The following is a 25801-nucleotide window of genomic DNA, read 5'->3' as shown; positions in this document are numbered from 1 at the left end:
TGTGCTATTTATATAACCCAGTCGTATACATATACGTCAATGTATGTACTATCTCTTCTAACTCTATTTTTTTATCATTTTTCACAATCGTCCAAAGAAACATCTCATTCATCGCGAACCAAGCACGTGCTACAATGTCTTTATTTAATTCAGTCTTTGCTAATCCACTTTCTTGAGAGTATGTAATATCCTGCGTAATATTGTTTATAAAGCGTTCCCGTATCTCGTCCCATTTTTGACGTATCTCTTTTGATAATCCGATTGCTTCCTGCACAACTTGCAAAATAGCTCGTTCTTTCTTTGCTAGTTGTAGAAATGCTCTAACTTGATTTTGAATCATTTTATGTGCTTCTTCTTTCGTTTGAGGCGAAAAGGAGTGCTCAGCAATATCATAAAATTGATTCATGACATCTTCCATTAAAACAATGAGGAGATCATCTTTGTTTTTAAAGTATACATATGCGGTGCCATAACCGGTTTCTGCATGTTTAATAATTTGTGTAATTGTCGTTTTTTGAAATCCGTTACGTATAAAAATAGTGTAACCAGCGTGTAATAGTTTCTTCTTTGTTTCTAAGGAGCGGTGTTTTCTTGATGAAAGAGTATTGTTTTTCAAAGAATCACCTCATTATACTGAAATATCTGAAAATATAACTGTATTGTAAAAGAAAATCATATATAAAGTCAACTGACATAATATCATTGACGTTATATCAACTAAGGTGATATATTTCAATTAGTTAGAATAAAAAGAAAATTAAAAGAAGGTGACACCATGTATAAAGAACCATTTCAACCAACTTATGAATATGCGCTTGAATGTGATAAACATGATGAACTGAAAGATTTTCAAACTGAATTCTATAAAAAAGAAGGAACTATATATTTAGATGGAAACTCATTAGGGCTACTTTCAAAAAGAGCAGAGAAGTCATTACTTACGTTGCTAGATTCATGGAAGGAGTATGGCATTGATGGCTGGACAGAGGGTGAGCATCCGTGGTTTTTCCTTTCGGAGAAATTAGGTGAGTTGACTGCACCTCTTATTGGAGCATTACCGGAAGAAGTTATTGCAACCGGTTCCACAACGACAAATATACACCAAGTGATTGCTACATTTTATGAGCCGAAAGGAATACGTACAAAAATTCTTGCGGATGAATTAACATTCCCGTCAGATATATATGCACTTCAAAGTCAAATTCGTTTAAAAGGATTAGATCCAGATGAGCATTTATTACGAGTGAAGAGCCGAGATGGTAGAACACTTTCTGAAGATGATATTATTCAAGCGATGACAGATGATATCGCCTTAATTTTATTGCCTTCTGTACTATATAGAAGCGGCCAAATTCTTGATATGAAACGTTTAACAGCGGAAGCGCATAAGCGTGGTATTCATATCGGATTCGATTTATGTCATTCAATCGGTTCTATTCCGCATCATTTCAAAGAATGGGATGTTGATTTCGCTATTTGGTGTAATTATAAATATTTAAATGCAGGACCTGGTGGAGTTGCGGGGCTATATGTAAATAAAGAGCATTTTAATAGACTTCCAGGATTATCAGGTTGGTTTAGTTCTAGAAAAGATAAGCAGTTTGATATGGAACATACATTAACAGCTGCTGATCATGCAGGTGCTTATCAAATTGGTACACCGCACGTATTAAGTACTGCACCTTTAATTGGTTCTCTTGAAATTTTTAAAGATGCTGGTATAGAGCGTTTACGTGAAAAATCTCTACATATTACAAGATATATGCTGAATTTAATTGATCACGAATTAAAAGATTTCGGATTTACAATTGGAAATCCATTAGCGGATGAAAAACGAGGCGGACATATTTATTTAGAGCATGCAGAAGCAGCACGCATTTGTAAAGCGCTAAAAGCAAATGGAGTTATCCCTGATTTCCGTGCACCTAATGGAGTAAGACTTGCGCCAGTTGCTTTATATAACACATACGAAGAAGTGTGGAAATCTGTTCAAATTTTAAAGAAAATCATGAAAGATGAAGAATATAAGAAGTTTGAAAATAAGCGAGAGGTTGTGGCATAAACATGAATTCATCAGAGTGGATTGATATTTCACAACCGCTAAATAATGATATTGCTACTTGGCCAGGGGATACACCATTCTCGTATGAAGTTTCATGGTCAAAAGAAGAGAGTGGTTCAGTAAATGTCGGAAAGTTAACGATGAGTATTCATACAGGCACTCATATTGATGCACCGTTTCATTTTGATAATGAAGGAAAGAAAGTAATAGACTTAGATGTTCAAGTTTATGTCGGTCCAGCACGGATCATTGATGTTTCTAATCTTGAAAGCATTGGGAAAAAAGAATTAGAAAACTTTCATATAGAAGGCGTAGAAAGATTGTTGTTACGCACATCTTCACATGGTAAAGCGAATGAATTCCCAGATGTAATCCCGCATTTACGTGCAGATATAGCACCGTTTCTTTCAGAGAAAGGTATACGTTTAATCGGAGTGGATGTACCATCAGTTGATCCATTAGATGATAAAGAATTAGCAGCGCATCATCAATTGTTTAAACATGGCATACACATTTTAGAAAATGTCGTACTAGATCATGTAGCAGACGGTGATTACGAATTAATCGCATTACCACTTGCCTTAACAGATGCAGATGGAAGTCCAGTTCGAGCAGTTATTAGACCAATATAAGTAGAATGATATAAAAGGGGCGTTTGGCTAATATGAAAGAAAACGAAAAGGTAATTATGGAAAAAGGGATTCATACGGACTTTAAAGAGAATATGACGTACGGGGAATACTTACAATTAGATAGTTTACTATCTTCTCAAAAGAGATTATCAGACCATCATGATGAAATGTTGTTTATCGTGATTCACCAAGCAAGTGAACTTTGGATGAAGCTTATTTTACATGAGTTAAATGCAGCAATTGAATCTATTAAACAAGATAAATTACAACCAGCGTTTAAAATGTTAGCACGTGTATCAAAAATTCAGTCTCAAATTATTCAATCTTGGGATATTCTTGCGACATTAACGCCATCAGAGTACATTGAATTCCGTGACTCACTCGGTCAAGCTTCAGGTTTTCAATCGTATCAATATCGTATGATTGAGTATGCGCTTGGTTATAAAACACCGCATGCTTTAAAAATTTATGAAAAAGATCCAGAATTACACGCTCGCCTTCATACAGCACTACACGCACCAAGTTTGTATGATGTGGCAATTCAAGCACTTGTAAAAGAAGGATTCCCTATTCATAAAGATGTGTTAAATCGTGATATTACACAGCCTTATGAAGAAGATGCAACAGTAGAAGCGGCATGGTTAGAAGTGTATGCGGATGTGAAAAAATATTGGAATTTATATCAGCTTGCTGAAAAATTAATTGATATCGAAGATTGGCTACAACAATGGCGTTTCCGTCATATGAAAACGGTAGAACGCATTATCGGACATAAAATGGGAACAGGCGGGTCATCTGGTGTGTCTTATTTAAAACGAGTGCTTGATCAACGTTTCTTCCCAGAACTTTGGAATGTTCGTACGAAATTATAAAAAACAAACCTGTCAGTTCATTACTGGCAGGTTTGTTTTTTATTTGAACGCAACTATGTTTTAATGAAAGTTACAAGATATAATAAATTAGGTAATGATTTAATTGGAGGTAAAGTTTTGAATTTCAAGCAACTAGAAAATAAATTTGAAAAGAAAAAAGTAAATACATTTCTTGTTTATCAAAAAGGTGAGTTAACAACTGAGTATTATAAAACGTTAGAATGCGAAAATAATCTATTTAAAATAAATTCGATTACAAAAAGCATTGTATCTATATTAATTGGTATTGCAATCGATAAAGGATATATAAATGATATACATTCATCGATTACAGAGTGGATTGAAAATGTACCTGAGGAAAAGCATGATTTGACGCTTTATCACTTATTAACGATGACTACAGGTGAGGATTGGAAAGAATTCGGAAATGGAGTAGTATTCCCAAATGATTTTGTAGAATCGGAAAACTGGGTACAGTACATATTAGAAAAACCAATAATTGAAGAACCCACTACAAAAATGAATTATAACTCAGGTTCTTCGCATTTGCTTAGCTACATTATCCAAAAAGCTACTGGAATGTCGACAGAGCAGTTTGCGAAAAGATATTTATTTGATCCATTAAAAATTACCGAATATGAGTGGCAACAAGATCCCCAAGGAATATATGTTGGTGGTTTCGGTATGAAAATGAAATCTAAAGATTTATTAAAACTCGGAATATTATGTTTGCAGAATGGAATTTGGCAGGGGAATGAAATTGTATCATCGAAATGGTTAGAAGAATCAAGTACACCTCTATTTGAAACGTATGAACATGTCGGGGCATATGGATATCACTGGTGGGTATTGAATAACGAAAGATTTCACATACCGTATTATATATATTTTGCTATGGGATACGGCGGACAATACATCGTTATCATTCCACAGTTAGAGCTTGTTGCTGTAATAAGTAGTCATATGCCAAAACGTGGTCTTGTTCCATTGAAATTGTTTATTGAGCATGTACAGGAGCATTCTAATCACATTTAAGATAAGAGCATATATGAGGAGTTTAAAAATGATATTGTTTTTACATTATGATTAAGTCTTCTAGCGTTTCGTAACCTTATTACTTAATTTATAAATAAGTGTACAAGTGAAATCGTTTAATTAAACCCCACTGTTTAAAATAGAAACAGTGGGGTTTTCATTTCATCGATTCGTCTTCTGAAACGACATCTTTATAAATTTCTCCGTCTTCGTTTCAAATTCTACATCAACAAAAACACCATATTCTTTTCCATCTTCACGTAGCCACAATTTAAATTTTTCAACTGTTATTTGAACAGTTTTTGGTTTTCTACCTATATGAAGGTAATCGATAATTTCCGCTTTGGGATATTGTTCTTTCGTCTTTTCTACAGCAAGTTTCCCCCATTTTGCATAGGGCGGCTGGGCATGAACAATTGATGGGCCGGTATATATATTTGAACTTATTGTTATGAAAAGAATGACGAGTGCGACACGCATTAACAATTTCTTCATGATAAACTCCTTTTATCTTTTTTTATATTGTTTACATATTTTTTCAACGATATGAGTTTGGATTTTTTTGTCTACTTTACATAAAAGCGAGGCTTTTACAAAACATAACCAAGAAATCATTTACATAATTAAGGAGGGAAAATTATGCGTCAAAAAGCTATTTTTAAAATAGCAGTTTTACTTGCATTCATAGGACTATCTTTGATGGTCAGTAGTATACAACTGAAAAATGTAGAAGCCTTTTCTAACCAAGTCATTCAAAGAGGGGCATCTGGCGAAGATGTTATTGAACTGCAATCTCGTTTGAAATATAACGGATTTTATACGGGAAAAGTGGATGGTGTTTTCGGATGGGGTACATACTGGGCACTTCGAAATTTTCAAGAGAAATTCGGATTACCTGTTGATGGTTTAGCTGGAACTAAAACGAAGCAAATGCTTGTGAAGGCAACGAAGTATGACAAATCAACTGCTAATAAAGGAACTAGTGGTGGTACTGCACAAGAAAATAAACCATCTCAAAATAAAGGGACAAATGTTCCGAATGGTTATTCTCAAAATGATATTCAACTCATGGCAAACGCAGTATATGGAGAATCTCGTGGTGAGCCGTACTTAGGACAAGTTGCAGTAGCTGCGGTTATTATAAATCGTGTTACAAGTGCATCGTTCCCAAATACTGTATCAGGGGTAATATTTGAGCCGAGAGCCTTTACGGCAGTTGCGGATGGCCAAATATATTTAACGCCAAATGAAACAGCAAAAAAAGCTGTATTAGATGCGCTAAATGGATGGGATCCAACAGGAAACGCATTGTATTATTTCAATCCAGATACAGCAACAAGTAAATGGATTTGGACTCGTCCACAAATTAAAAAGATTGGGAAACATATTTTCTGTAAATAGAGCGGAGGTGGAATTATGTTACGAGGTATTATAATCGTATTATTAACAGTCGGTGTAGTTGGAACAGGATACTGGGGCTATAAAGAGCATCAAGAGAAGAATGCAGTATTAATTCGAGCAGAAAATAGTTATCAACGTGCGTTTCATGATTTAGCGTACGAGGTTGATTTATTGCACGACAAAATTGGAACAACGCTTGCGATGAATTCACGTGCATCTTTATCACCTGCATTAGCAGACGTATGGAGAATAACATCTGAAGCTCGTTCGGATGTAGGGCAACTCCCTTTAACATTAATGCCTTTTAATAAAACGGAAGAATTTTTAGCAAATATCGGTGATTTTAGTTACCGTGCAGCTATTCGTGATTTAGAAAAAGAACCGCTAAATGATCAAGAATATAAAACGTTGCAAACGTTATATTCAAACGCAGGTAATATTCAAGATGAACTACGAAAAGTACAACATCTTGTATTGAAAAATAATTTACGCTGGATGGATGTTGAGATGGCACTCGCATCAAATCGTGATCCTGCAGACAATACAATTATTGACGGATTAAAGACAGTAGAAAAAAATGTAACATCGTATTCGTCTACAAACTTCGGACCGACCTTTACAAGTGCGCAAAAAAATAAAAAAGGCGGATTTGAAGCAGAAGGAAAAGCAATTTCTAAAGATGAAGCAGCGAAAATTGCAAAATCGTTTTTGAATTTAAAAGGAAATGAAAAAGTAGATGTTGAGAAAAGCGGAAAAGGTGCAAAAGAATCTTTCTATAGTGTGAAAATTAAAGATTCCGCAACGAATAATGAGTTTTATATGGATATTACCGGAAAAGGCGGATATCCAATTTGGGTTATGAATAATCGAGAAATTAAAGAACAGAAAATTAGTTTAAACGATGCAGGAAGTAAAGGTTTGGCATTCTTAAAGGACCATAAGTTTAATAATATGGAGCTTTATGATAGCTCACAATATGATAATGTTGGAGTATTTACGTATGTAGTAAATGAAAATGGCATACGAATTTATCCAGAGGCAATCCAAATGAAAATCGCTTTAGATGACGGTTCAATCGTTGGATTCTCCGCTAAAGAATATTTAGCATCACATCAAAAACGAACAGTTCCATCAGCAAAGCTAACTGCAGCAGAAGCAAGAAAGAAAATCAATCCAGATGTTAAAGTTATGGAAGAACGTAAAGCTGTTGTAGTAAATGATTTGCATAATGAAGTACTTTGTTATGAATTTATAGGTACTTTAGGGAAAGATACGTACCAAATCTTTATTAATGCAAATAGCGGCGCAGAGGAAAAAGTGAAGAAAATGCAAGCTGTTGAAAAAATTTATGATTAAACTTTAATAGTAAAGTGGTGAGAATAATGAAGAGCCTAATATACATGTTGATGCTTTGCTTGTTTATAACTGGATGTAGTATTGGAAAAAGGGATAATCCAAACGAAAAACCAGAGCAAAAAAATGTTTCGACGAAAAATGTTAATTATACGAACAAATCCAATAAGCCAAATGAAAAAGCAGCAGACCATTTAGCATCTTTAGCCGCAAGTGTGCCAGGTGTGAATGATGCAACAGCGGTAGTTGTTGGTAAATATGCTATTGTAGGTATAGATGTAAAAGCGAAACTCGATCGAACTCGCGTGGAGTCCATTAAATACTCTGTTGCAGAAAGTTTAAAAAACGATCCGGATGGTGCTAATGCAGTCGTTGTAGCAGATGTTGATACGTATGAACGACTGAAACAAATTGGAAAGCAAATTAAAAAAGGAAAAACAGGTGAAGGTATACTTGATGAGTTAGCTGCAATTGTTGGCCGAGTAATGCCACAAGTTCCAAATGACATGATTGAAAATCGAGAAACGAATCCAGTTAAAGATAATGATAAACAATTACCAAAAGATGAAGAACGAGAACTGAGAAAAGAACAGAATGACCAATCAAATAATCATTTGAATAAAAAAAGTTAACCTTAACCCTGTACAAAATTGTACAGGGTTTTTCAATATAATTTTAAATATTCAGTTTATTTTTAAGGGAATATATGGTTTAATTATTATGGGAGGGACAACTGTTATGATGAAAAAAAGCGCATTAATATTCTGTAGTTTATGCTTAGGTTTCAGTATGACAGCGTGTGAACAGAAGAAAGAAGTGAAAAAACAAACAGCGACTTCTTCAACGGTGATGGAAAGTGAGAAGAAAGAAACTATTAATATAAATCATTTCTCGAATATAAATGAAGGAATGACTTATACAGAAGTGAAAGATGTAATTGGTTTTGACGGTAATTTACTTATAGAAGAAGGTGTAGAAGATTCTACACAAATTAAGCAAATTTTTGCTTGGAAGGGAAGCGATCCAACTGCATTAGTTGAAATTACCTTTTTAGATGGAAAGGTACATTCTAAAGTGCAGCAAGGTTTAAGTTAATAAGTAAAAATGGGAGAGTTTAACATGGACATACATACTGGGGAAATCCAATTAGTTCTGTATAAAGAAAAATATAAAAAAGTTATACAAACATTTACTTTACCAAGTGAACAAGTTCAATTCACATCAGATCCGAGCGAATTATTGGAGAAAGCAAAGAGTGATCGTACAAAAAATGTGATTGTTATTTTAGATTACAACGGGATACCTGTTGGTCTTTTTGCATTGCAAACGGGAGATAGAGTACAGGAGTTCACAGACAATCAAAATGCATTACTTTTAACATCATTTTCCATAAATCACGATAGTCAAAGGAAAGGATATGCTAAAAAGTCATTGGCACTATTACAAGACTTTGTACAACGTTATTTTCCGATGAAAAATGAAGTTGTACTTGCTGTAAATGAAAAAAATATTCCTGCACAAAATTTATACAAAAAAGTCGGCTTCCAAGATAAAGGTTTTAGAAGAATGGGACCGATTGGCCAACAAATTATAATGCATTTACTTATCATAAAATAATGAGAAGAAAAACTTACTCCTCGCGTAACAAAGTAGTAAGTTTTTTTATTTAGAACGATAAGAGAATAAATATTAAAAGGCTATATTTTAGAGTAAAGAAATTATAGCTAGATACATAAAAAATTAAAGATACTTGAAAAGCATTAATTTTAGTTAGTTGTACAATCATTAAATAATATTTTTAGGGGGCGTAGCTTTATGGAAATAATTCAATTACTAAAAAAAGATGATTTATTTAATAAGGCAATAGATGTTTTTTGGAAAGAATGGGGTGAGGAAGGTGGGCGTGCTTTTTATGAAGATTGTATGACTAATGCTTTAACTGATCCAAATGATATACCTAGTTTTTACATAGCAAAAATAGAGGGTAAGATTATCGGAACGTATGCATTAATTCGCAATGATTTAAATAGTCGTCAGGATTTGAGCCCATGGTTAGCATGTTTGTTTGTAGATGAAAAATTTAGGGGCAACTCTATAGGTGCAAAATTGTTGAATCATGGACTGCTAGAAGCAGCAAAAAAAGGGTACAAATTTCTTTATCTTACTTCAGATCTTAAAGGCTATTATGAAAAATATGAATGGGAAAAAATCGGAGTTGCTTATGGACCTAGTGGAGGATATATACCTTTGTTTAAAAAGTCAACGGATCTATAACAAAATTAAACAACGATAAGAACCTTACTTCAATACAATGTAGCAAGGTTCTTATCGTTTATATTATTACATCAATTGTGAAACACATTTGAATAAGGAGAAATGATATGACCATTTATATTGCGCTTCTAAGAGGAATTAATGTAGGCGGGCATAAGATAATCAAAATGGCTGATTTAAAACAAATGTTTGAATCAATTGAGTTAAAACAAGTAAAAACATATATTCAAAGCGGTAATATCGTGTTCGAATCTGAAAAAGATATTGATTTTTTAAATAAACAAATACAATCAGAAATTAAAAACGTTTTTAGGTTTGATGTTCCGGTCATGTTAAGAACACGTGATGAATTTATAAATACGATAAAAAGGTGTCCTTATGAAGTCGATTCATTGCTTGAAGGAGAAAGTATACATGTTGCCTTTTTAGCAAATGAACTTTCTGAAAAAGAAAAGGATCAGCTACTTATGCAAAAAAATGAGACTGAAGATTGTTATATAGATGAAAATGTAGTGTATGTATTTTTCAAGAATAGCATTCGAAACTCTAAATTAATGAATCAATTTCAGAGGTTACATACACCAGCTACAGTTAGGAATTGGCAGACTATGAGTAAATTAAAAACGATAGTTGAAGGAATGTAAATATAAAAAGATGAGGTTTACTTAGAGCAGATAAATGTTTAAGAGACTATGGTTATAGTATAAAATAAACGAATTAAGGGGTAGTAAGATGGGGAAATTTGTGAAAGACCAAAAGGTAGTTGCATTTACATTTGAAGGGTTGGCACCATGTACGGTTGTAAGAGTTGGTTGGATTTTTATCATGGTACAAGTAGAAGAAACGAACCATTTATATTCTGTTACAAAAAGTAAATTAACACCTATAGAGGAAGAGGAACACTATCTTTTAGAAGAGAGTATTGATGATGATGGGGTATTCGATATAGGTAGATTGTTTGCTAAAATAGAAGCAGAAGACATGGACCTTGCAAAGGAATCATTTGAAGAAAATGAAGACTTCAAGAAATATGAAGATTTTCACAATCCATCAGAAGGGAAACTGTATGATGGAGAGTACTATACTACAATAAAAACAGGTAAAGAGTTACTAGAACAATACTTTAATCGAGAAGAGCTAGAGCGTAATGGTACTAATTAAATTAAATGTGAGAACAGTTAAAGGTCAAATCTTATTTATGTTAGGTATATAGAATAAAAAAAATTATATTTGATTATTGGGAGGACAAAGTAATGGATTTGGTAAATAAATTTTTAAACGGTTTGAAAGCAGCATTATCAACGGATGATCTCGAAGCGCTAAATAAAGCATACGGTGCTACAAAAGAGAATATTGATATATTAAGGTCGAAATATCCAAATTGTCCAGAATCATTAATCTCTTTACTTGAAAATATCGATGGTACATATTGGCGGAAATATGGAGAAAACGAAGTCACAGTATGTATTTTAGGTTCAGATGTTGAAGAGTATCCATATTATTTGCTTTCTACACAGGAGATGATCGAAAGTTCAAAAGAAGGAGAAGACGTCTCCTATCTTTTAGAATACCAAGATGACGAGGATGCTGTTGACTCTAAGATAAAACCAGAAGGACTTCTCCCTGGCACGTATATTCACTTTTCAGATTGTATGAACAACGGTGGAACATCAAAGCTGTATATTGATTTTAATCCTTCTGACGAAGGGGTATGTGGTCAAATCATTCGTTTTTTACACGACCCTGATGAATATGAAGTGATTGCAAACAGCTTTGATGAGTATTTACAGGATCTTATTGATGGTGATTTTAATTTTCTAGAAGAACCTCAATAATTTTTGAAGAATTACACTTCAACTAACGGGAGCTTTATTAAAACAAATTTATTATTTATATTTGTCTACAAACTCATTTAAAAGGTTAGAAATTAAACAACTTTAAAGAGCCTTACTACAATATAATTTGTAGTAAGGCTCTTATATTTTTAAATCAAAATTAAATAACATTATTATTACTTTACAAAATCTCACCTTTTTATTTATATTGTTTTCCAACTATAAGTTCGACAATAGGATAAATAAAGAAAGAAGAGCAAAGTGCGATAAAAAGAGGAAGATTTTTTATTTCATCGAGTAATAGGAATGCAAATCCTTCTGATAATATTAAAATAAAAAACATAAGGCATATAAGTACAAAATAAGCAATTTTAAAGCTTTTATATGTAATTTGCTGTCCCATTTCATCTTGACTTTCTTCCGACACTCCATTTGGATCTCCCCAAGTAATTTGATTAATTAAATTACCAAGTATTAACGAAAAAGCGAATATTGTTCCACCTAAAATTGAACCTTCCGTTATATATTTATATGCGCCATGTAAGAGGATTCCTAGTAATGATATAACGATAATTATGAAAATGATTTTTTTATGATTCAATTTAGAAATGACACCTCCTATAATGTAAAAAACTATTTACACTCATAGTATAAAATTGGAAAGGTTTTATGTCAAATACTTTTTACATAAAGGGCAAGAATACGATATTTTGTTTTTACAATAAATAAAAAATTACATTACATTTGAATGTAAAAGAATGGGCTCGCATATATTTGGAAGGGATGTCAGATTAATTTAGGGGGTAGTTATGTCTATTCTATTAAAAGCTGGTGCTGATGCAGGAAATAACGGTTTGAAGTTAATGGTGAAAGGGCAAGATCCTATTTTTATTCCGAGTATATATGCTTTATATATAGGAGAGCCTACTGGATTGTTAGATGAGGGAGATGTTTCATTATCTGAATTAGAAAATCACATTGACGTGACCATTAGTTCTCCATCGCTAATGTTAAATAATGTGCGGTATATCGTTGGAGAAAAAGTCATTCAAGATCAATTAAAAGGTACTGAGGTTGAGAAGAAATCAAATAAGTCAACCGATGAGTTAATGGTTATTACAATTCTATCTGGTTTAGCGGTAAGTGCTATGCGTCAAAGTCCAACTTCTAGTCATATTAATATTCGATATGATTTATCCGTTGCTCTTCCTATGCAGCTTATTACACAAGAAATAGCTGCAGAAAATGCGAAACGTTATATGGGTAATCATAAGGTTGTATTCCATTATCCTAACGGACGTGATGTGACAATCAATATTTCAATCGAATATTGTAAATGCCTACCTGAGGGCGCTTCTGGGACGTGGGGCATTGTATATGATGAAGAAGGAAATGTTGTGAAACATAAAATAGAATGTGAACAAAATCAAGTATCGGAAATTGATTTTGTTGATAAAACACTCTTATCTTTTGATATAGGCGCTGGGACGACAGAAGAAGTAGTTTCATTAGGTGTTAACTTTAGACCACAATTAAGTAAGGGTTTATCGTATGGTGTGAAAGAAACGTTACTACAAATTATTACAAGATGGAACCGGAAATATCCAACAAAGACGATTGATAGCATTACAGAGTTTAACCAAATTTATTTAAATGAAAAGCACCCTAGAAATGCGTTATTAGTTGAGGAATCACAACCAGCATTATTAGGATTAGCAGCGCGTGTCGCAACGGATATCATAAATAAAATTGATGATATGAAGGACGATCCATACGTATTTATTTATGGTGGGGGCGCAGTAATTATTAAAAATAGTTTAAAAATGATTTTAAAACAAAAAGGACGACTAACAAATGTAATCTTTGTAGATAATCCTTTATTTACAAATGCACGTGGATTATTAGTCTACACTTGTTCACCAAAATATAGAGAGCATAAGCAAAAAGAGTTAGGATTTACAAACTTAACGATAAGTTAGTTGGTGGAAGCATGCGATCTAGGCGATATAAACGTGGTGATCGAGTGAAAATCAATATTCATAAGTCAGTATCACCTGAAATGCTTGCATGGCTAAATAAACAATCCAACCCAACGAATTTCTTTTTCTTTGCGGCGCAGCAACTTTTTAAACAAGTAGGAGATATTGATGTGTCAAAAGCTATACCAAGTAGCCATGTTTTCTCATTATACGTGGAACCATCATCCTTATTAAAAGTTGAAGTAAACCCTTTTAAAAACGTACCACTAGAAGCTAATAAATCCACTGAAAATATAAAAAAAAAATCATGGGAATCTGTTGATCAATTAGATTGTCCATTTTTTTAAACATAGAAAAATATAAGTATTGCCCATCGCTATACATACGGATACAGTGATGGGCTTTTTTACATGTAACGAATAGAAGGGGCGCACCATATTTTATGCCCCTTCTATTCGTTATTGATTTATATTTTAGCTGTATGTTCAGTAACAGCATGGATTATGTCTTCCCAGTCATCTGGATGAATTTCATGTCCAGCACCTTCAAGAGTTAATAGAACAGAGTTAGGAATTTCATCAATTAGTGCGCGACCATGTTCGAAAGGAAGTGCAGTATCGTCTGTTCCATGAATAACTAATGTAGGTGCCTGTATGGAGTGAAGCACACCTTCATATGCATCATCTCCTTGAAGTAAAGCGTGATTAAACATGCTTAATAAATTGTTAGCTCGTTCAATTTCTTGTATTACTTGTTTATAGACTCTTTTTTCATCAAATGTTCGTTTGGACCCGCATAATAGGCGAGATCCGGAAACTAAATATTCTGCTACAACTTTATCATTTGTCCAATCTAAATGTGTACCATTTGCGTGATGTGTTAAAATTTTTTCATCCATCGGAGGTAAATCGCGCGTGTTATCGTTTGAGCCTATAACACTTGTAGCTAGTAATGTTAACGATAAAATTCTTTCAGGATGTTTTACAGCAGCAATTTGAGCGATCATACCACCTAAAGACATACCAAATAGATGCGCTTTATCAATATGATAAGCATCTAGTACACCAATTGCATCTTCAGCCATATTTGTAACTGTATAATTGGAAGTACCAGGTTCATATGCAACAGATCGTCCTACATCACGGTTATCAAAACGAATAACAAATTTCCCTGTGTTAGCTAACTGTTCACAAAATTCTTCATCCCAATACACCATTGAACACGTAGCTCCCATAATTAATAAAATAGCTGGGTTTTTAGGGTTCCCAAAGCTTTCTGTACATATATCAATCCCGTTTACTTTAAATATCTTTACAGTCATAGCGTTCTCTCCATTTCTTTTGAATTAAATTGAAAATACAGTTTTGAAAGATTCTAAGGTGTGTGCAAGTTCCGTTTTGGAATGTATAATGCCTCTTACGTAATTACCCCCAAAAATAAGTTTATGATAATTCAAGGCAAAAAATTTTGAGAAATATTTGTATGTTATTAAAATAAACAGCAAGGAGGCGAGGAAATGAAAGATATTGTTATAGATCAATATGGTAGTGTTGAAGAATTAAAAGAAAGACAAGCTTTAAAACAAATTGTTAAAAGTAGCGTAAATTTGTACTGTTTAATGAAGCAGGGGTAAGAGAAGCTCATATTTTGAGTGAAGGCCAACATGTGAGAGGTAAGATTGTAATAAAAGTGGAATGAAAATGATTAAGTATCTTTCAAAATTTTTCATTATACCCCAAAACAAAAATATTTTGGGGTAGTTACTTTTTAACTTAAAGATATTGTGCATATGCTTCTATAGCTTATAGTTTCGTATTGTATCATGTAATTTTTCTAAACCAATCAACATATCTTTTTCATTTAACATAGAATAGCTAAGCCTTAATGGATTATTATTAATTTCGTTATTTAATAAACAAGCTGTTCCTGGTAAAAAAGAGACATCCACTTCATTTGCTTTTTGTAATAAGGTAAAGGGGTCTATCGAATCAGGGAGTGTAATCCATAAATTAAATCCACCATTTGGTATTTCAAAGCTTATTTCTTTAAGTGGTGATAATATATCAATCGTTATATCACGTCGAATTTGTAAAGCTGTACGTAATTTCTCTAAATGATTTTTCATACGTTCTGCACGTAAAAAAGGTAAAAGTGCTTTTTGTGTTAATAAAGGGCTACCGATATCCATTGAACCTTTTACAGCATATAACCATTCGAAAATAGGTCCATCAGCAATAAGTGATGCGATACGCAGTCCTGGTGCTAACGTTTTACTAAATCCTTTTATATATATTACGTGACCGTTTGTATCAAAATTTTTAATCGGAGGGGGAACAGTCGCGCCCTCAAAATATATTTCTCCGAAAGAATCATCTTCAATTATAAAAAATTCATATAGCTCTGCTAGTTCTATCAGTTCCATTCTCCGTTCTTTACTCATTACTGTACCTGTTGGGTTCTGGAAAGTTGGATTCGTATACAATAAAACAGGATTTTTACTTTGACAAATATCATCGATTAAGTCGGAGCGAATCCCATGATTATCAAGGGAAATAGGTATAATTTGAGCACCTTTATTGATGAAAATATCAAGTGCAGCACTATAACAAGGACTTTCCACTAATACAATATCACCAGGCTTTAATAATGTTTGGGCAATTAAATCAATTCCTTGTTGTGCTCCGCTTGTAATTAATAATCGAGATGGGTCTGTCAGTAATTGCTGGTGTTCATGTAAGTAATTGGCTATTTCAACTCGCAGTTCATAATCACCTTGAATTGGCCCATAAGTTGCTAGGATCAGCTGGTCTTTATTAAGTATTTTATGCATTTCGTCTGCCAAGAATGGATTTGGTAATAAGCGAGGATATAAAATTGCTTGTGAAAAATCGTAATATTTCCGGTGCTGATTTATTGCATATTGAGATCGCATAACATTGACCGTTTTCGTTTGTTGCCATTTATACGGAATTGGTTTGAAATCTTTTTTTACATGTTTATGTATATAAGCACCTTTTCCTTGCTTAATACGTATAAATGACTTTTTTTCTAGCTGCTTATATGCTTTACGAACAGTTAATAGGCTAATCTGTAAATCTTCGGCCATAGAGCGTAAAGATGGAAGTGAGTCACCATGCGAAAGCATACCACTTTGTACTCTTTCAACAATTTGCATATATATTTGCTGATAATACGGTATGTTAGATTCTTTACGAAGGACAATCTTCATGGTTTCACCTTTTTCGTTTTTATTTAATTAAAGCGAAATATATAAAGAGAATCAACTACAATTTTAGGTAACTGTTATATACATTGATACACTGTTATACACCATACCTTCTATACTCATGTTAAGAGTAAAAAGGAGGAAGGAAAATGGTCATTTTCAATTATATTTTAGTATGTATTATTTTCGGAACAACATTTTTAACGATAAAAATAGGAATTGAAGCAGGGGCGCCTCCATTATTTTCAGCAGGAATTCGTTTCTTTTTAGCAGGCGTAATTCTGATGATTATATTTAAGTTAAAGCGAAAAGAAATAATGCCACACGTATTTTCAAAACGTATTATGTATGCTGGTTTTTGCTTAACATTTATGACATTCGCTATATTATACTGGGCGGAACAATATATTTCTTCAGGGTTAGCTGCTGTACTATCTGCTACGGGGCCGATGATGATTTTGTTATTACAGGCAAAGAGAAGTAAAACAAAATTACAAAAAGAGCAACTGTTAGCTTTGATTATTGCACTAATAGGCGTTGTTTTTGTTTCTTTACCAGGAATGCACCAAGAAGTAAGTTTGATATGGAGTATCGCTTGTTTTGTTTTAATAATAGGCGAGTTATTTTACGGAATAGGCTCTATTCGCTCAAAAGAAATACTTTCGGATTTACAAAGTGTATCACCATTTCTCATTAATGGCATTCAAATGTTTTATGGAGGCGTTTTACTACTAATCGTGTCTGTCATAGTAGAACAACCGAATGTAACTGTATTAGCTTCATGGAGTGTACAGTGGCCTATTTTATATCTTATCTTTATCGGATCAATTGGTGGGCACGGATTATATTATTGGCTCTTATCAAAAACAAATCCTGTATTCCCGTCAACGTGGTTATACGTATCACCGCTAATTGCTATTATTGTAGGATATCTCATATTAGGAGAACCTGTAAATCCTACAATGGGAATAGGTGCTTGTTTCATTTTAGTTGGTGTATTTTTAGCTAATCGATCCACACTCCGGTCTTATTTCAAACAAGGGAGATTATTTGAGAAGGAAATGTAGTTGTATAAAGAAGCAGCCCTGTATAAAATAGGGCTGCTTTAATTTTATTAAAGATACGGATTGACTTTATTTATTGGAAAGTCTTAATATTATTAAGCTATATGAAAGAGAACTGTAAATAGAGGGGGAGTTATTATGAAAATAAATTGGACTGAAGTAAAGGAAAAAATTCGACCGCAAATTTCAAAACCATCATATGAAACTTGGTTTACGAATACTACTGTTTATTTAGAGGATGATATATTAATAATTTATTGTCCAAATGAATTTGCACGTGACTGGTTAGAATCTCATTACAAAGAGTTAGTATTTAATACATTAAGAGAAATGTTTAATACGACGTTTGAAATTCAATTTGATCTATGTAATGGCGAACCATCTAAGTTGAAAGATATTCAAAAAGTAAGGCTTAGTAGCTGGGATGAAGTAAAGAAAGTATTAAGACCAAAATTAGCAGAGAAAACATTTATGACGTGGATTAGAAATACAAATGCTACTATTGAAGATAATAAATTAATAATCTTTTGTGAAGATGCGTTTCATCGTGACTTGCTTGAAGGGGAGTACAGAAATATAATTTCAAGTACCGTACAGAAAATTACTAATGAAGAATATCAAATTTGGTTTGAAATAAAATCAAATACTACTTCTATAGCGCAGATTCATCAAGTGCAAAATAATCCACTTACTTCCATACAAGAAAAGTCCGATACAATTTGGAATGAAATAAAAGATAAAATGCAAGTAATAATTTCAAGACCTTCATATGAAACGTGGATCAAAGAAACGACAGCCAGAATAAATGAAAATTCATTGATCATTTATTTTGAAAATGAATTCCAACAAGGATGGGTTGAGCATTCTTATAAAGATTTAATTTCAGAAATAGCTAAAGGGTTAACTGGAAATACATATGAACTGCAATTTGAATTGAAAGCAAATACATATGTAACCGATAATGGTGAAAAATCAAAATCTACTATTGATAATATAATTTCTGAAATAGGGGAGCAGCTCAAAGGCTCTACTAATAATTTTAAAAACAATGACGTAGGCGATAGTGATAAACGCATTCAAGCTTTAGAAGAAAAAATAGTGAATTTGGAAAAAATGGTTGACATATTGGTGGGGAAATTAAAGGTAGTAGAATTAAAAACACAGTTGGAAAAATAACCAACTGTGTTTTTTACTTAATTTACTTTTTTTATAAACCCTTTATAATGACGTTTCACAAGCTGACTTTCTAAAGTCTTCATCGTTTCAAGTGCTACACCGACGATGATAAGTAAGCTTGTACCACCAATTTGCGCAGAAGGTGGTAACGTAGCAATTTTCGTGAATACGAGCGGTAAAATCGAAATTGCCCCTAAGAAAATTGCGCCGATAAATGTTAATCGATATAAAATTTTCGTTACATATTGTTCTGTTGATTTACCAGGGCGAATACCAGGTACATATCCATTTTGCTTTTTCAAATTCTCAGCCATTTGTTCAGGATTAACTTGAATAAATGCATAGAAATATGTAAAAGCAACGATAAGACCGACATAAAGTGTCATTCCAAATGGATGTGCAAAATCAAGATTTGCAACAATCCATTTGGAGACGCTTGAATCAGGGAAGAGCTGCGCAATTGTACGCGGCGTCATTAAAAATGCAGAAGCAAAGATTACTGGAATTACACCAGCACTATTTACTTTAAGAGGTAAATGAGTGTTTTTTGCTCCTTGATATTGATTGTTTCCTGAAACAGCTTTTGCATATTGAATCGGTATTTTACGCACGGCTTGTTGTATGTAAATAACACCAACAACTATCGCTAAAATTACGAGACCAATTAAAACCATCTTTATGATATGCATGAATAATTGATCGCCTGCATTTTGAAATTGTTGCAAATAAATTTGGTTCGCAACATTTGGAATCGCTGCAACAAGTCCTGCGAAGATAATCATCGAAATACCATTACCTACTCCATTAGCAGTAATTTGTTCACCTAACCAAAGTAAAAATGCAGTACCTGCAGTTAAAACTGTCGCAATAAATAAGTATGTAGTCCAGCTTTGATCTGTTATTAATTGTCCACCTGCTATATTATTAAAACCATAAGACATCCCAATGGCTTGTATGAATGCGAGAATGATTGTAAAGTATCGAGTGAATTGAGCTGATTTCTTACGGCCCATCTCTCCTTGCTTTGCCCATTCCGAAAATTTAGGTATAACGTCCATTTGTAGTAATTGTACTATGATGGAAGCTGTAATATAAGGTGTAATACCTACAGCAAAGATTGAGAAGTGTTGCAGTGCTCCTCCGCCAAATACGTTTAGCATACCTAAAACGTTAGCTTGATCTTGTACTTTTAATACCTCTGCGTTAGTATGAGGAACTGGAATAAACGTGCCAATTCGAAAAACGATTAGCATCGCTAGCGTAAAAATAATTTTGTTTCTTATCTCAGCTACTCTCATGAAATTTGAAATCGTACGAAACATGTTGTCGCCTCCTATATTTTTATCAGTTCAAAACTGATTGTTATATCCCGATGAAGTAACCACAAACCTCCTTCCGCATTAAATTCATTTGACAAATGGATTTACATACATTTTGTAGTTTTCACGGATATAAAAATATAAGGTGTTGTATAAGCGACCAATAAGCTTTTCGTAATCATTCAATACACATAATATATCGAATAAATTAACAAATGTACATACATACGCATGAAAAATGAATGAATAGGGGCATTTTTTACATTTATTTAATGATGAATTGATAGGATGTGCATTTAATCGTTAGAAATTTTTTGATAAACGAACGCAAGTGAATAGATTAGATGGAAATTTTAAAAAAGAATTATGTGAAATACATCTAGATTTTTCTCGCTTAATTTATGGTGTATATACTAATAAATATTAAGTGGCAAGTTCCTCTGTATGAGGAAAGCACACTAAATAATTATTAAATGATAAAAATAGAATTTTGTAAATTACTAACCGGTAAGTGTGCTTCATATAGTCCTTTAATCAATGCAAAACCTCCTTCATTCTCTTATTATTAATATATCGATTTAAAAAGAATATAGAATCGTGTAAAAGTATGGAACTACATACAACTTTAGTATTGTTTTTATATCGATTCTGTAATTAGAGAATTTGTTTTATTTAGGAAGGAATACATATATACGAGAGCTAAATAAATGGAGTAGATATGTATAGAGAGGCTGATGTAAATGAAAGTTATAATAAAGAATTTACCGCAATTAGAAGTGGCATTTATAAGAAGAGTTGGTAGTTACTTTGAACCACAAGATCATTGGGAAAAGTTACTACAGTGGGCAAATGAAAATAATCTACATCCACCAGAGCAATCATTTATCGGAATTTCATTAGATAATCCTGAATTTGTTGCAAGTCAGAAGTGCCGACATGATGCTTGCGTTACCGTACCTGAAAACTTTGAAAAAGAACCTCATCAAGATATGCAATTTAAATGTGTAGATGGAGGTATATACGCTCTATACCAGTTTTATGATGAACCTCATAAATTAAGTGAAGTTTATCGATACATGTACGCAGTGTGGTTACCAAATAGTGAGTATAGTGCAGATTATGATAGGGATAATTTAGAGTTTTGTATGAACAATGTTGCAGAAGACCTAGAAGGAAAATTAAAGGTTGATTTATTTGTACCAATAAAAAAGAACAAATGAAAAGTAGTATAAATTGTAAGAGGTATTAAAATAATTGTTTTTTTAATAGTTTAAAACCCACTCTTAAAAATAGTTGAGAGTGGGTTTTATATTGTTATTGAGAAAAAAGTTTACTTTAATTAATATGAATATTTGTTTATATCATGAATGTACGTAGTAGTACATAATAAAAAAATATTATTTTTTTGTCACAAAAATGAGCATTCTGGTTTCTCTATAATGCAGGCATCAAACGAGAGAGAGGTTTTATTCACATGCAAACAATAAAAAGTGAAGAGAGGAATGTTTCACATATAACATTTGAAGCGTTGTTTAAACAACACTATGCGTATGTTGTAAAACAAATAATATGGATCATTAAAGAACAGACGGTTGCTGAGGAATTAGCGCAAGAGGTGTTTTTGCAACTGTATCATTCGGATTGGAAATCAATAGAAAATTTACGCGCTTGGCTTATAAAGTCTTCTACTTATGTCGCCTATAACTACATTCGCTCTGAAAAAAGACATCAGGCAAGAATCGATAAAGAAACCCAGTATCAAGAAGTTCAAATTGATTCGTCACTAGATGATGAATGGATTAGAAAAGAAGAAATTACAAAAGTACAAATGGTTTTGCGAAAAATGAAAGAACAAGATCGAACGATATTATTAATGAAATTTTCAGGGTTTCGATATAAAGAAATCGCGCAAGTACTTCAGGTTGATGATTCGTCTATTGGAACATTGTTGGCACGAGCTAAACTAAAGTTCCGGAAAATTTTTGAACAAATGGAGGGGAAATAAATGACTTGTTATGAAATGGGATCCATTCAATCATTTATTGATGGCGAGCTTTCCCGTGAGGAAAGAAAACAATTTATAAAGCATTTAGACAAATGTAAGGAGTGTCAAAATTTATTAATTGAGCTAACGGAATTAAGTCAGTGGGAAGATTCAACACTTGCTCATGAGACTCCAGAAATAAACATTGATGTTGAAAAAGCATGGCAAACATTTAAAAATTATAACGAGTCTAATAATGTACTTAGCGTAAATAAAACGACAGAAAGAAAGCATGGGGTATTTTCAAATGTGAATAAAAAATCAAAACGCTTAATGTATACAGTGGTTGCTGCGGTAGGTATTTTTACTATAGCTATGATTCCACAGGTTCAAGTTGCAGCAACTAATATTGCTTCTTACTTTGCTAATGAAGTTTCTAAAGATGAGGTAGTCAACGAAGGGATAAGAGATGAAAATAATAACAAGGTAGAAGGAATGTCAAATGGCAAGTTCATGCCTCTGGATGAGAAGATAACAGATCAGGGGATTACTGTACATTTTAAAGAATTATATGTGGCAGATGCACGTATATCTGTTCATTATAGAGTTGAAAAAGCCGATGGAACTTTAATGCCATTTGAATTTGATACAAATGGATTAGATATAAAAAGCGATGGAAAAGTAAACGGACAACAAGAAGAAAATCCTGAATATAATACAGGAAATGGTATGTTTTCACAATTATCATTTATTCAAGGTGAAGACAATTTACCATTCGAATTATTGTCAGAAGGAAAAAAGTTAGAGCATGTAGGCATTCGCGATAAAGACAGACCAGAAGGTGTCATTACATTTGTTGAAGGTCCTGAAGGAAAAGGTTCCTTTAAACAACCTTTAACATTAGATGTAGACATAAATAAAATAGGAAAAATAGTTGGATCTTGGAAAGGGCAATTTCAAATTAATCCTAAAAAAGTAAATAAGTAAAACAAATTTATATGAAAAAAAGAATTACACAATACATGTCGAGTGCTATCTTTATCTATTGGTTTGCTTTTATCATGTTTGTTTCTTACATTATTTTAACTCTCTCTTTCATTTACTAATCAAATAGTAACGAAGAATTTTAATGTATTAGATAACGGATTTTTAATGGTTAATGTGCAAAGAAATCACCAAGTAAACAATTAATGAGACGAGCATATACTAATAAATGACACAATGCATTTATGATTTATAATCGTATGTAAAGAGCGCCTTAGGGAGCTCTTTTTTTTATTGAAATTAACCACTTATATGTGTTGTTCTTTATTTATATCAACGTCCTTACATTATGTAATTTTGCATAATGTTACATAAATTGTGTATTTTCCCTTTTTTTCGACAGAAACAGCAAGTATACTTTGTACAAGCTTTCTATTTTAAAAATTATACGAGGTGAAAAAATGAAAAACAAAAACACATTAACTAAGGTAGCTTTAACGACAGGCTTAGCTTTAACAGCTGTAGCACCATACGGAGTAGGTCATGCTGAAGAAACAGATCAACTACAAGTTCAAATTCAGGAAGAATCGTTCCGTTCGGGTGAACTTACACAACCGTCACAAAAGGCACCAGAGAATGTAGTAAAAGATGCTCTGAAGGAGAAAACAGAACAAGCTCTTTCTCCAAAGCAAGTCAATGGAGAAACAGGAGTAGATTATAAAGTTCTTCAAAAACGTGGTTCATATGATGGGACTACACTTGTACGTATACAGCAAACATACGAAGGAAAAGAAGTATATGGTCATCAATTAACTGCACACGTAGATAATAACGGTGTTATTAAAAGTGTTTCAGGTGATAGCGCGCAAAATTTAAAACAAGAAGAATTGAAAAAACCTATTAATCTATCAAAAGATGAAGCAACACAATATATTTATACGAAGTACGGGAACGATATCAATTTTATTTCTGAGCCAGAAGTTAAAGAAGTTATTTTTGTTGATGAAAATAATGGACAAGCTAGCAATGCATACCAGGTTACATTTGAAGCTGCAACACCAAACTATGTTTCCGGAACTTATTTAGTAAATGCACAAAATGGTGATATGTTAAAAAATATGGTACAAGAATCTAACTTAAAAGCAAGTGAAAAGCTAGTTGGAGCATTAAAGAAAAGTAAAAAAAGCAATCTTACATCATTAACTGGAACAGGAAAAGATGATTTAGGTATATCACGTACATTTGGTATCTCTAAACAAAGTAATGGCAAATATGCTCTTGCTGATTATACAAGAGGCCAAGGAATTGAAACATATGATGTAAATTATAGAGACATTACTAAAGAAGAAAGCTATTATCCTGGTACATTAGCAACTAGTACTTCGACAACTTTTAGCGATTCAAAAGCAGTAAGTGCTCATTACTTAGCAACAAAAGTATTTGATTTTTATAAAGATAAATATAAGCGTAATAGCTTTGATAATAAGGGACAAAAGGTAGTTTCAGTTGTACATGCTTGGGATTCGGGAGATACGAATGATCCGAAAAATTGGCAGAATGCTTTAAGTGCGAATAATGGAAGTATGCTTGTATATGGAGATCCTATCGTCAAAGCATATGACGTAGCTGGCCATGAATTTACACATGCTGTTACTTCTAGCGAATCTAACCTTGAATACTACGGTGAATCTGGTGCGATTAATGAGGCACTTTCTGATATTATGGGAACATCTATTGAGAAATACGTAAATAATGGAAACTTTAACTGGACGATGGGGGAACAAACTGGATCTGTTTTCCGTGATATGGAAAACCCGGCTTCTGTTCCATCTTCACTTGGTGTACCTTATCCAGATGATTACAGTGAATTTAATGATTTTAATGGATGGGATCAAGGTGGCGTTCATTTTAATTCAAGTATTATTAATAAAGTTGCGTATCTCATTGCAAAAGGTGGAACTCATAACGGTGTAACTGTTAAAGGGATAGGTGAAGATAAAATGTTTGATATCTTCTATTATGCAAATACAGATGAGTTAAATATGACTTCTAATTTCAAAGAATTGAGATCAGCATGTATTCGAGTGGCAACGAATACATATGGAGCGAATACAGCTGAAGTTCAAGCGGTTCAAAAGGCATTTGATGCAGCAAAAATTAAGTAAGTTAGAAATATAGTTTTCATTCATATATTATTACATTATGAAAAAACAGCTACTTTCATTTTAAAGATAGTAGCTGTTTTTTATGCAGCAATGTATGAGTGAAAATAAACTTAGTAAGCGATAATAAAGCTGTCTATCTTCAATAAGTTACGATAAATATATAAGGATTAATATTTAAAAACTGAAAATTAATAATATATTGACCTCTTGATGGGAAGTACTATAGAATGAAATCGATAACAAACGATTGCTTTAAAATGATTTCCCTGATCTTTTAGTATTTACAAATAAATGAAGACATAAACAAATCTATTTTTTTTGAACATTAATGCAAGCGTTTTCGTGTTAAAAGATCATTGAAATACATATGTGAAATTAGCCAGTATGGGGGTGAAATAAAAGAGATTTCTAGATTAATTTAAGTATTTGTAATGTAGTAC

General features: G+C 32.9%; 27 protein-coding genes and 1 pseudogene. 22 read left to right on the top strand and 6 right to left on the bottom strand.

Annotated elements, in window-relative coordinates:
- Positions 1-4: 4 nt before the first annotated feature.
- Positions 5-616 (bottom strand): TetR/AcrR family transcriptional regulator, encoded by a 612-nt coding sequence (locus ACUXEY_RS12280; RefSeq protein ID WP_461300810.1) that lies wholly within the window; start codon positions 614-616, stop codon positions 5-7.
- 159 nt (positions 617-775) lie between these two features.
- Between ACUXEY_RS12280 and kynU the strand changes: the two genes are divergently transcribed.
- The 4 genes from kynU to ACUXEY_RS12260 all read left to right on the top strand — a co-directional run bounded on the left by kynU (position 776) and on the right by ACUXEY_RS12260 (position 4601).
- Positions 776-2062: a kynureninase gene (gene kynU / locus ACUXEY_RS12275; protein WP_461300809.1), complete on the top strand. Its 1287-nt coding sequence runs from the start codon at positions 776-778 to the stop codon at positions 2060-2062.
- A 2-nt stretch (positions 2063-2064) separates the two neighbouring features.
- Complete coding sequence (gene kynB / locus ACUXEY_RS12270) at positions 2065-2694, top strand: arylformamidase (RefSeq protein WP_166703812.1); 630 nt, start codon at positions 2065-2067, stop codon at positions 2692-2694.
- 32 nt (positions 2695-2726) lie between these two features.
- A complete protein-coding gene (kynA, locus tag ACUXEY_RS12265) occupies positions 2727-3566 on the top strand; it encodes a tryptophan 2,3-dioxygenase (protein WP_000661967.1) in 840 nt (279 codons plus the stop codon).
- Between the two features lie 117 nt (positions 3567-3683).
- A complete protein-coding gene (locus ACUXEY_RS12260; RefSeq protein WP_461300808.1) occupies positions 3684-4601 on the top strand; it encodes a serine hydrolase domain-containing protein in 918 nt (305 codons plus the stop codon).
- 162 nt (positions 4602-4763) lie between these two features.
- On the opposite strand, the gene ACUXEY_RS12255 is transcribed toward ACUXEY_RS12260, so the two are convergent.
- Positions 4764-5096: a DUF3889 domain-containing protein gene (locus tag ACUXEY_RS12255; RefSeq protein ID WP_166703814.1), complete on the bottom strand. Its 333-nt coding sequence runs from the start codon at positions 5094-5096 to the stop codon at positions 4764-4766.
- A gap of 144 nt (positions 5097-5240) precedes the next feature.
- Here ACUXEY_RS12255 and sleB point away from each other — a divergent pair, with 144 nt between their 5' ends.
- From sleB to ACUXEY_RS12210, 9 genes are all read left to right on the top strand, one after another.
- Positions 5241-6002, top strand: a complete 762-nt coding sequence (gene sleB, locus ACUXEY_RS12250; protein WP_166703815.1) for a spore cortex-lytic enzyme — start codon at positions 5241-5243, stop codon at positions 6000-6002.
- Positions 6003-6017: 15 nt separating this feature from the next.
- The gene (gene ypeB, locus ACUXEY_RS12245) at positions 6018-7358 is read left to right on the top strand and encodes a germination protein YpeB (protein ID WP_461300807.1); all 1341 of its coding nucleotides are present in this window, start codon (positions 6018-6020) and stop codon (positions 7356-7358) included.
- Positions 7359-7384: 26 nt separating this feature from the next.
- Positions 7385-7987 (top strand): YhcN/YlaJ family sporulation lipoprotein, encoded by a 603-nt coding sequence (locus tag ACUXEY_RS12240; protein ID WP_166703817.1) that lies wholly within the window; start codon positions 7385-7387, stop codon positions 7985-7987.
- A gap of 106 nt (positions 7988-8093) precedes the next feature.
- Positions 8094-8450 carry a hypothetical protein gene (locus tag ACUXEY_RS12235; protein WP_166703818.1) on the top strand — a complete coding sequence of 119 codons (357 nt, stop codon included), beginning with the start codon at positions 8094-8096 and terminating at the stop codon, positions 8448-8450.
- A 24-nt stretch (positions 8451-8474) separates the two neighbouring features.
- Positions 8475-8972, top strand: a complete 498-nt coding sequence (locus ACUXEY_RS12230) for a GNAT family N-acetyltransferase (protein WP_461300806.1) — start codon at positions 8475-8477, stop codon at positions 8970-8972.
- Between the two features lie 198 nt (positions 8973-9170).
- The gene (locus ACUXEY_RS12225) at positions 9171-9629 is read left to right on the top strand and encodes a GNAT family N-acetyltransferase (RefSeq protein WP_461300805.1); all 459 of its coding nucleotides are present in this window, start codon (positions 9171-9173) and stop codon (positions 9627-9629) included.
- Positions 9630-9736: 107 nt separating this feature from the next.
- The gene (locus tag ACUXEY_RS12220) at positions 9737-10273 is read left to right on the top strand and encodes a DUF1697 domain-containing protein (RefSeq protein ID WP_461300804.1); all 537 of its coding nucleotides are present in this window, start codon (positions 9737-9739) and stop codon (positions 10271-10273) included.
- An 88-nt stretch (positions 10274-10361) separates the two neighbouring features.
- Positions 10362-10790, top strand: a complete 429-nt coding sequence (locus ACUXEY_RS12215) for a hypothetical protein (protein ID WP_429603472.1) — start codon at positions 10362-10364, stop codon at positions 10788-10790.
- 92 nt (positions 10791-10882) lie between these two features.
- Complete coding sequence (locus ACUXEY_RS12210) at positions 10883-11464, top strand: SMI1/KNR4 family protein (RefSeq protein ID WP_461300803.1); 582 nt, start codon at positions 10883-10885, stop codon at positions 11462-11464.
- A gap of 199 nt (positions 11465-11663) precedes the next feature.
- On the opposite strand, the gene ACUXEY_RS12205 is transcribed toward ACUXEY_RS12210, so the two are convergent.
- Positions 11664-12065 carry a hypothetical protein gene (locus ACUXEY_RS12205; RefSeq protein WP_429603470.1) on the bottom strand — a complete coding sequence of 134 codons (402 nt, stop codon included), beginning with the start codon at positions 12063-12065 and terminating at the stop codon, positions 11664-11666.
- A 208-nt stretch (positions 12066-12273) separates the two neighbouring features.
- On the opposite strand from ACUXEY_RS12205, the gene ACUXEY_RS12200 reads away from it, so the two are divergent.
- Positions 12274-13443, top strand: coding sequence for a ParM/StbA family protein (locus tag ACUXEY_RS12200; RefSeq protein ID WP_071759329.1), 1170 nt, complete (start codon positions 12274-12276; stop codon positions 13441-13443).
- An 11-nt stretch (positions 13444-13454) separates the two neighbouring features.
- Positions 13455-13790, top strand: coding sequence for a hypothetical protein (locus ACUXEY_RS12195; protein ID WP_429603469.1), 336 nt, complete (start codon positions 13455-13457; stop codon positions 13788-13790).
- Positions 13791-13909: 119 nt separating this feature from the next.
- On the opposite strand, the gene mle is transcribed toward ACUXEY_RS12195, so the two are convergent.
- Positions 13910-14764, bottom strand: coding sequence for an alpha/beta fold macrolide esterase (gene mle, locus ACUXEY_RS12190; protein WP_461300802.1), 855 nt, complete (start codon positions 14762-14764; stop codon positions 13910-13912).
- 281 nt (positions 14765-15045) lie between these two features.
- On the opposite strand from mle, the pseudogene ACUXEY_RS12185 reads away from it, so the two are divergent.
- Positions 15046-15141: pseudogene (locus ACUXEY_RS12185) on the top strand (NADP-dependent oxidoreductase); the annotation flags it as partial.
- Positions 15142-15238: 97 nt separating this feature from the next.
- Here ACUXEY_RS12185 and pdxR read toward each other — a convergent pair.
- Entirely contained in the window at positions 15239-16672 is a 1434-nt protein-coding gene (pdxR, locus tag ACUXEY_RS12180; RefSeq protein WP_461300801.1) for a MocR-like pyridoxine biosynthesis transcription factor PdxR, read from the bottom strand.
- 146 nt (positions 16673-16818) lie between these two features.
- On the opposite strand from pdxR, the gene ACUXEY_RS12175 reads away from it, so the two are divergent.
- Positions 16819-17736: a DMT family transporter gene (locus ACUXEY_RS12175; protein WP_461300800.1), complete on the top strand. Its 918-nt coding sequence runs from the start codon at positions 16819-16821 to the stop codon at positions 17734-17736.
- A 135-nt stretch (positions 17737-17871) separates the two neighbouring features.
- Positions 17872-18909, top strand: coding sequence for a DnaA N-terminal domain-containing protein (locus ACUXEY_RS12170; protein ID WP_461300799.1), 1038 nt, complete (start codon positions 17872-17874; stop codon positions 18907-18909).
- A 17-nt stretch (positions 18910-18926) separates the two neighbouring features.
- On the opposite strand, the gene secY is transcribed toward ACUXEY_RS12170, so the two are convergent.
- Positions 18927-20231 carry a preprotein translocase subunit SecY gene (secY, locus tag ACUXEY_RS12165; protein ID WP_461300798.1) on the bottom strand — a complete coding sequence of 435 codons (1305 nt, stop codon included), beginning with the start codon at positions 20229-20231 and terminating at the stop codon, positions 18927-18929.
- 737 nt (positions 20232-20968) lie between these two features.
- On the opposite strand from secY, the gene ACUXEY_RS12160 reads away from it, so the two are divergent.
- The 4 genes from ACUXEY_RS12160 (at position 20969) to ACUXEY_RS12145 (ending at position 25361) form a co-directional block, all read left to right on the top strand.
- Positions 20969-21448 carry an AraC family transcriptional regulator gene (locus ACUXEY_RS12160; RefSeq protein WP_048525801.1) on the top strand — a complete coding sequence of 160 codons (480 nt, stop codon included), beginning with the start codon at positions 20969-20971 and terminating at the stop codon, positions 21446-21448.
- 254 nt (positions 21449-21702) lie between these two features.
- The gene (locus ACUXEY_RS12155; RefSeq protein WP_001193462.1) at positions 21703-22233 is read left to right on the top strand and encodes an RNA polymerase sigma factor SigX; all 531 of its coding nucleotides are present in this window, start codon (positions 21703-21705) and stop codon (positions 22231-22233) included.
- Positions 22234-23199: a DUF4179 domain-containing protein gene (locus ACUXEY_RS12150; RefSeq protein WP_461300797.1), complete on the top strand. Its 966-nt coding sequence runs from the start codon at positions 22234-22236 to the stop codon at positions 23197-23199.
- 458 nt (positions 23200-23657) lie between these two features.
- Positions 23658-25361, top strand: a complete 1704-nt coding sequence (locus ACUXEY_RS12145; protein ID WP_461300796.1) for a M4 family metallopeptidase — start codon at positions 23658-23660, stop codon at positions 25359-25361.
- The last annotated feature ends 440 nt before the right edge of the window (positions 25362-25801 follow it).

This window comes from Bacillus sp. F9_6S_D1_P_5 (assembly GCF_054823925.1).
Note: the sequence above shows the minus strand (reverse complement) of the source record. Positions and strands in the feature narration are given on the sequence as shown.

Bases quoted from the DNA above. Each gene is read 5' to 3' on its own strand.
- kynU (WP_461300809.1), top strand. From the start codon at position 776: ATGTATAAAGAACCATTTCAACCAACTTATGAATATGCGCTTGAATGT.
- kynB (WP_166703812.1), top strand. From the start codon at position 2,065: ATGAATTCATCAGAGTGGATTGATATTTCACAACCGCTAAATAATGAT.
- kynA (WP_000661967.1), top strand. From the start codon at position 2,727: ATGAAAGAAAACGAAAAGGTAATTATGGAAAAAGGGATTCATACGGAC.
- ACUXEY_RS12255 (WP_166703814.1), bottom strand. From the start codon at position 5,096: ATGAAGAAATTGTTAATGCGTGTCGCACTCGTCATTCTTTTCATAACA.
- sleB (WP_166703815.1), top strand. From the start codon at position 5,241: ATGCGTCAAAAAGCTATTTTTAAAATAGCAGTTTTACTTGCATTCATA.
- ypeB (WP_461300807.1), top strand. From the start codon at position 6,018: ATGTTACGAGGTATTATAATCGTATTATTAACAGTCGGTGTAGTTGGA.
- ACUXEY_RS12240 (WP_166703817.1), top strand. From the start codon at position 7,385: ATGAAGAGCCTAATATACATGTTGATGCTTTGCTTGTTTATAACTGGA.
- ACUXEY_RS12235 (WP_166703818.1), top strand. From the start codon at position 8,094: ATGATGAAAAAAAGCGCATTAATATTCTGTAGTTTATGCTTAGGTTTC.
- ACUXEY_RS12230 (WP_461300806.1), top strand. From the start codon at position 8,475: ATGGACATACATACTGGGGAAATCCAATTAGTTCTGTATAAAGAAAAA.
- ACUXEY_RS12225 (WP_461300805.1), top strand. From the start codon at position 9,171: ATGGAAATAATTCAATTACTAAAAAAAGATGATTTATTTAATAAGGCA.
- ACUXEY_RS12220 (WP_461300804.1), top strand. From the start codon at position 9,737: ATGACCATTTATATTGCGCTTCTAAGAGGAATTAATGTAGGCGGGCAT.
- ACUXEY_RS12215 (WP_429603472.1), top strand. From the start codon at position 10,362: ATGGGGAAATTTGTGAAAGACCAAAAGGTAGTTGCATTTACATTTGAA.
- ACUXEY_RS12210 (WP_461300803.1), top strand. From the start codon at position 10,883: ATGGATTTGGTAAATAAATTTTTAAACGGTTTGAAAGCAGCATTATCA.
- ACUXEY_RS12200 (WP_071759329.1), top strand. From the start codon at position 12,274: ATGTCTATTCTATTAAAAGCTGGTGCTGATGCAGGAAATAACGGTTTG.
- ACUXEY_RS12195 (WP_429603469.1), top strand. From the start codon at position 13,455: ATGCGATCTAGGCGATATAAACGTGGTGATCGAGTGAAAATCAATATT.
- mle (WP_461300802.1), bottom strand. From the start codon at position 14,764: ATGACTGTAAAGATATTTAAAGTAAACGGGATTGATATATGTACAGAA.
- pdxR (WP_461300801.1), bottom strand. From the start codon at position 16,672: ATGAAGATTGTCCTTCGTAAAGAATCTAACATACCGTATTATCAGCAA.
- ACUXEY_RS12175 (WP_461300800.1), top strand. From the start codon at position 16,819: ATGGTCATTTTCAATTATATTTTAGTATGTATTATTTTCGGAACAACA.
- ACUXEY_RS12170 (WP_461300799.1), top strand. From the start codon at position 17,872: ATGAAAATAAATTGGACTGAAGTAAAGGAAAAAATTCGACCGCAAATT.
- secY (WP_461300798.1), bottom strand. From the start codon at position 20,231: ATGTTTCGTACGATTTCAAATTTCATGAGAGTAGCTGAGATAAGAAAC.
- ACUXEY_RS12160 (WP_048525801.1), top strand. From the start codon at position 20,969: ATGAAAGTTATAATAAAGAATTTACCGCAATTAGAAGTGGCATTTATA.
- ACUXEY_RS12155 (WP_001193462.1), top strand. From the start codon at position 21,703: ATGCAAACAATAAAAAGTGAAGAGAGGAATGTTTCACATATAACATTT.
- ACUXEY_RS12150 (WP_461300797.1), top strand. From the start codon at position 22,234: ATGACTTGTTATGAAATGGGATCCATTCAATCATTTATTGATGGCGAG.
- ACUXEY_RS12145 (WP_461300796.1), top strand. From the start codon at position 23,658: ATGAAAAACAAAAACACATTAACTAAGGTAGCTTTAACGACAGGCTTA.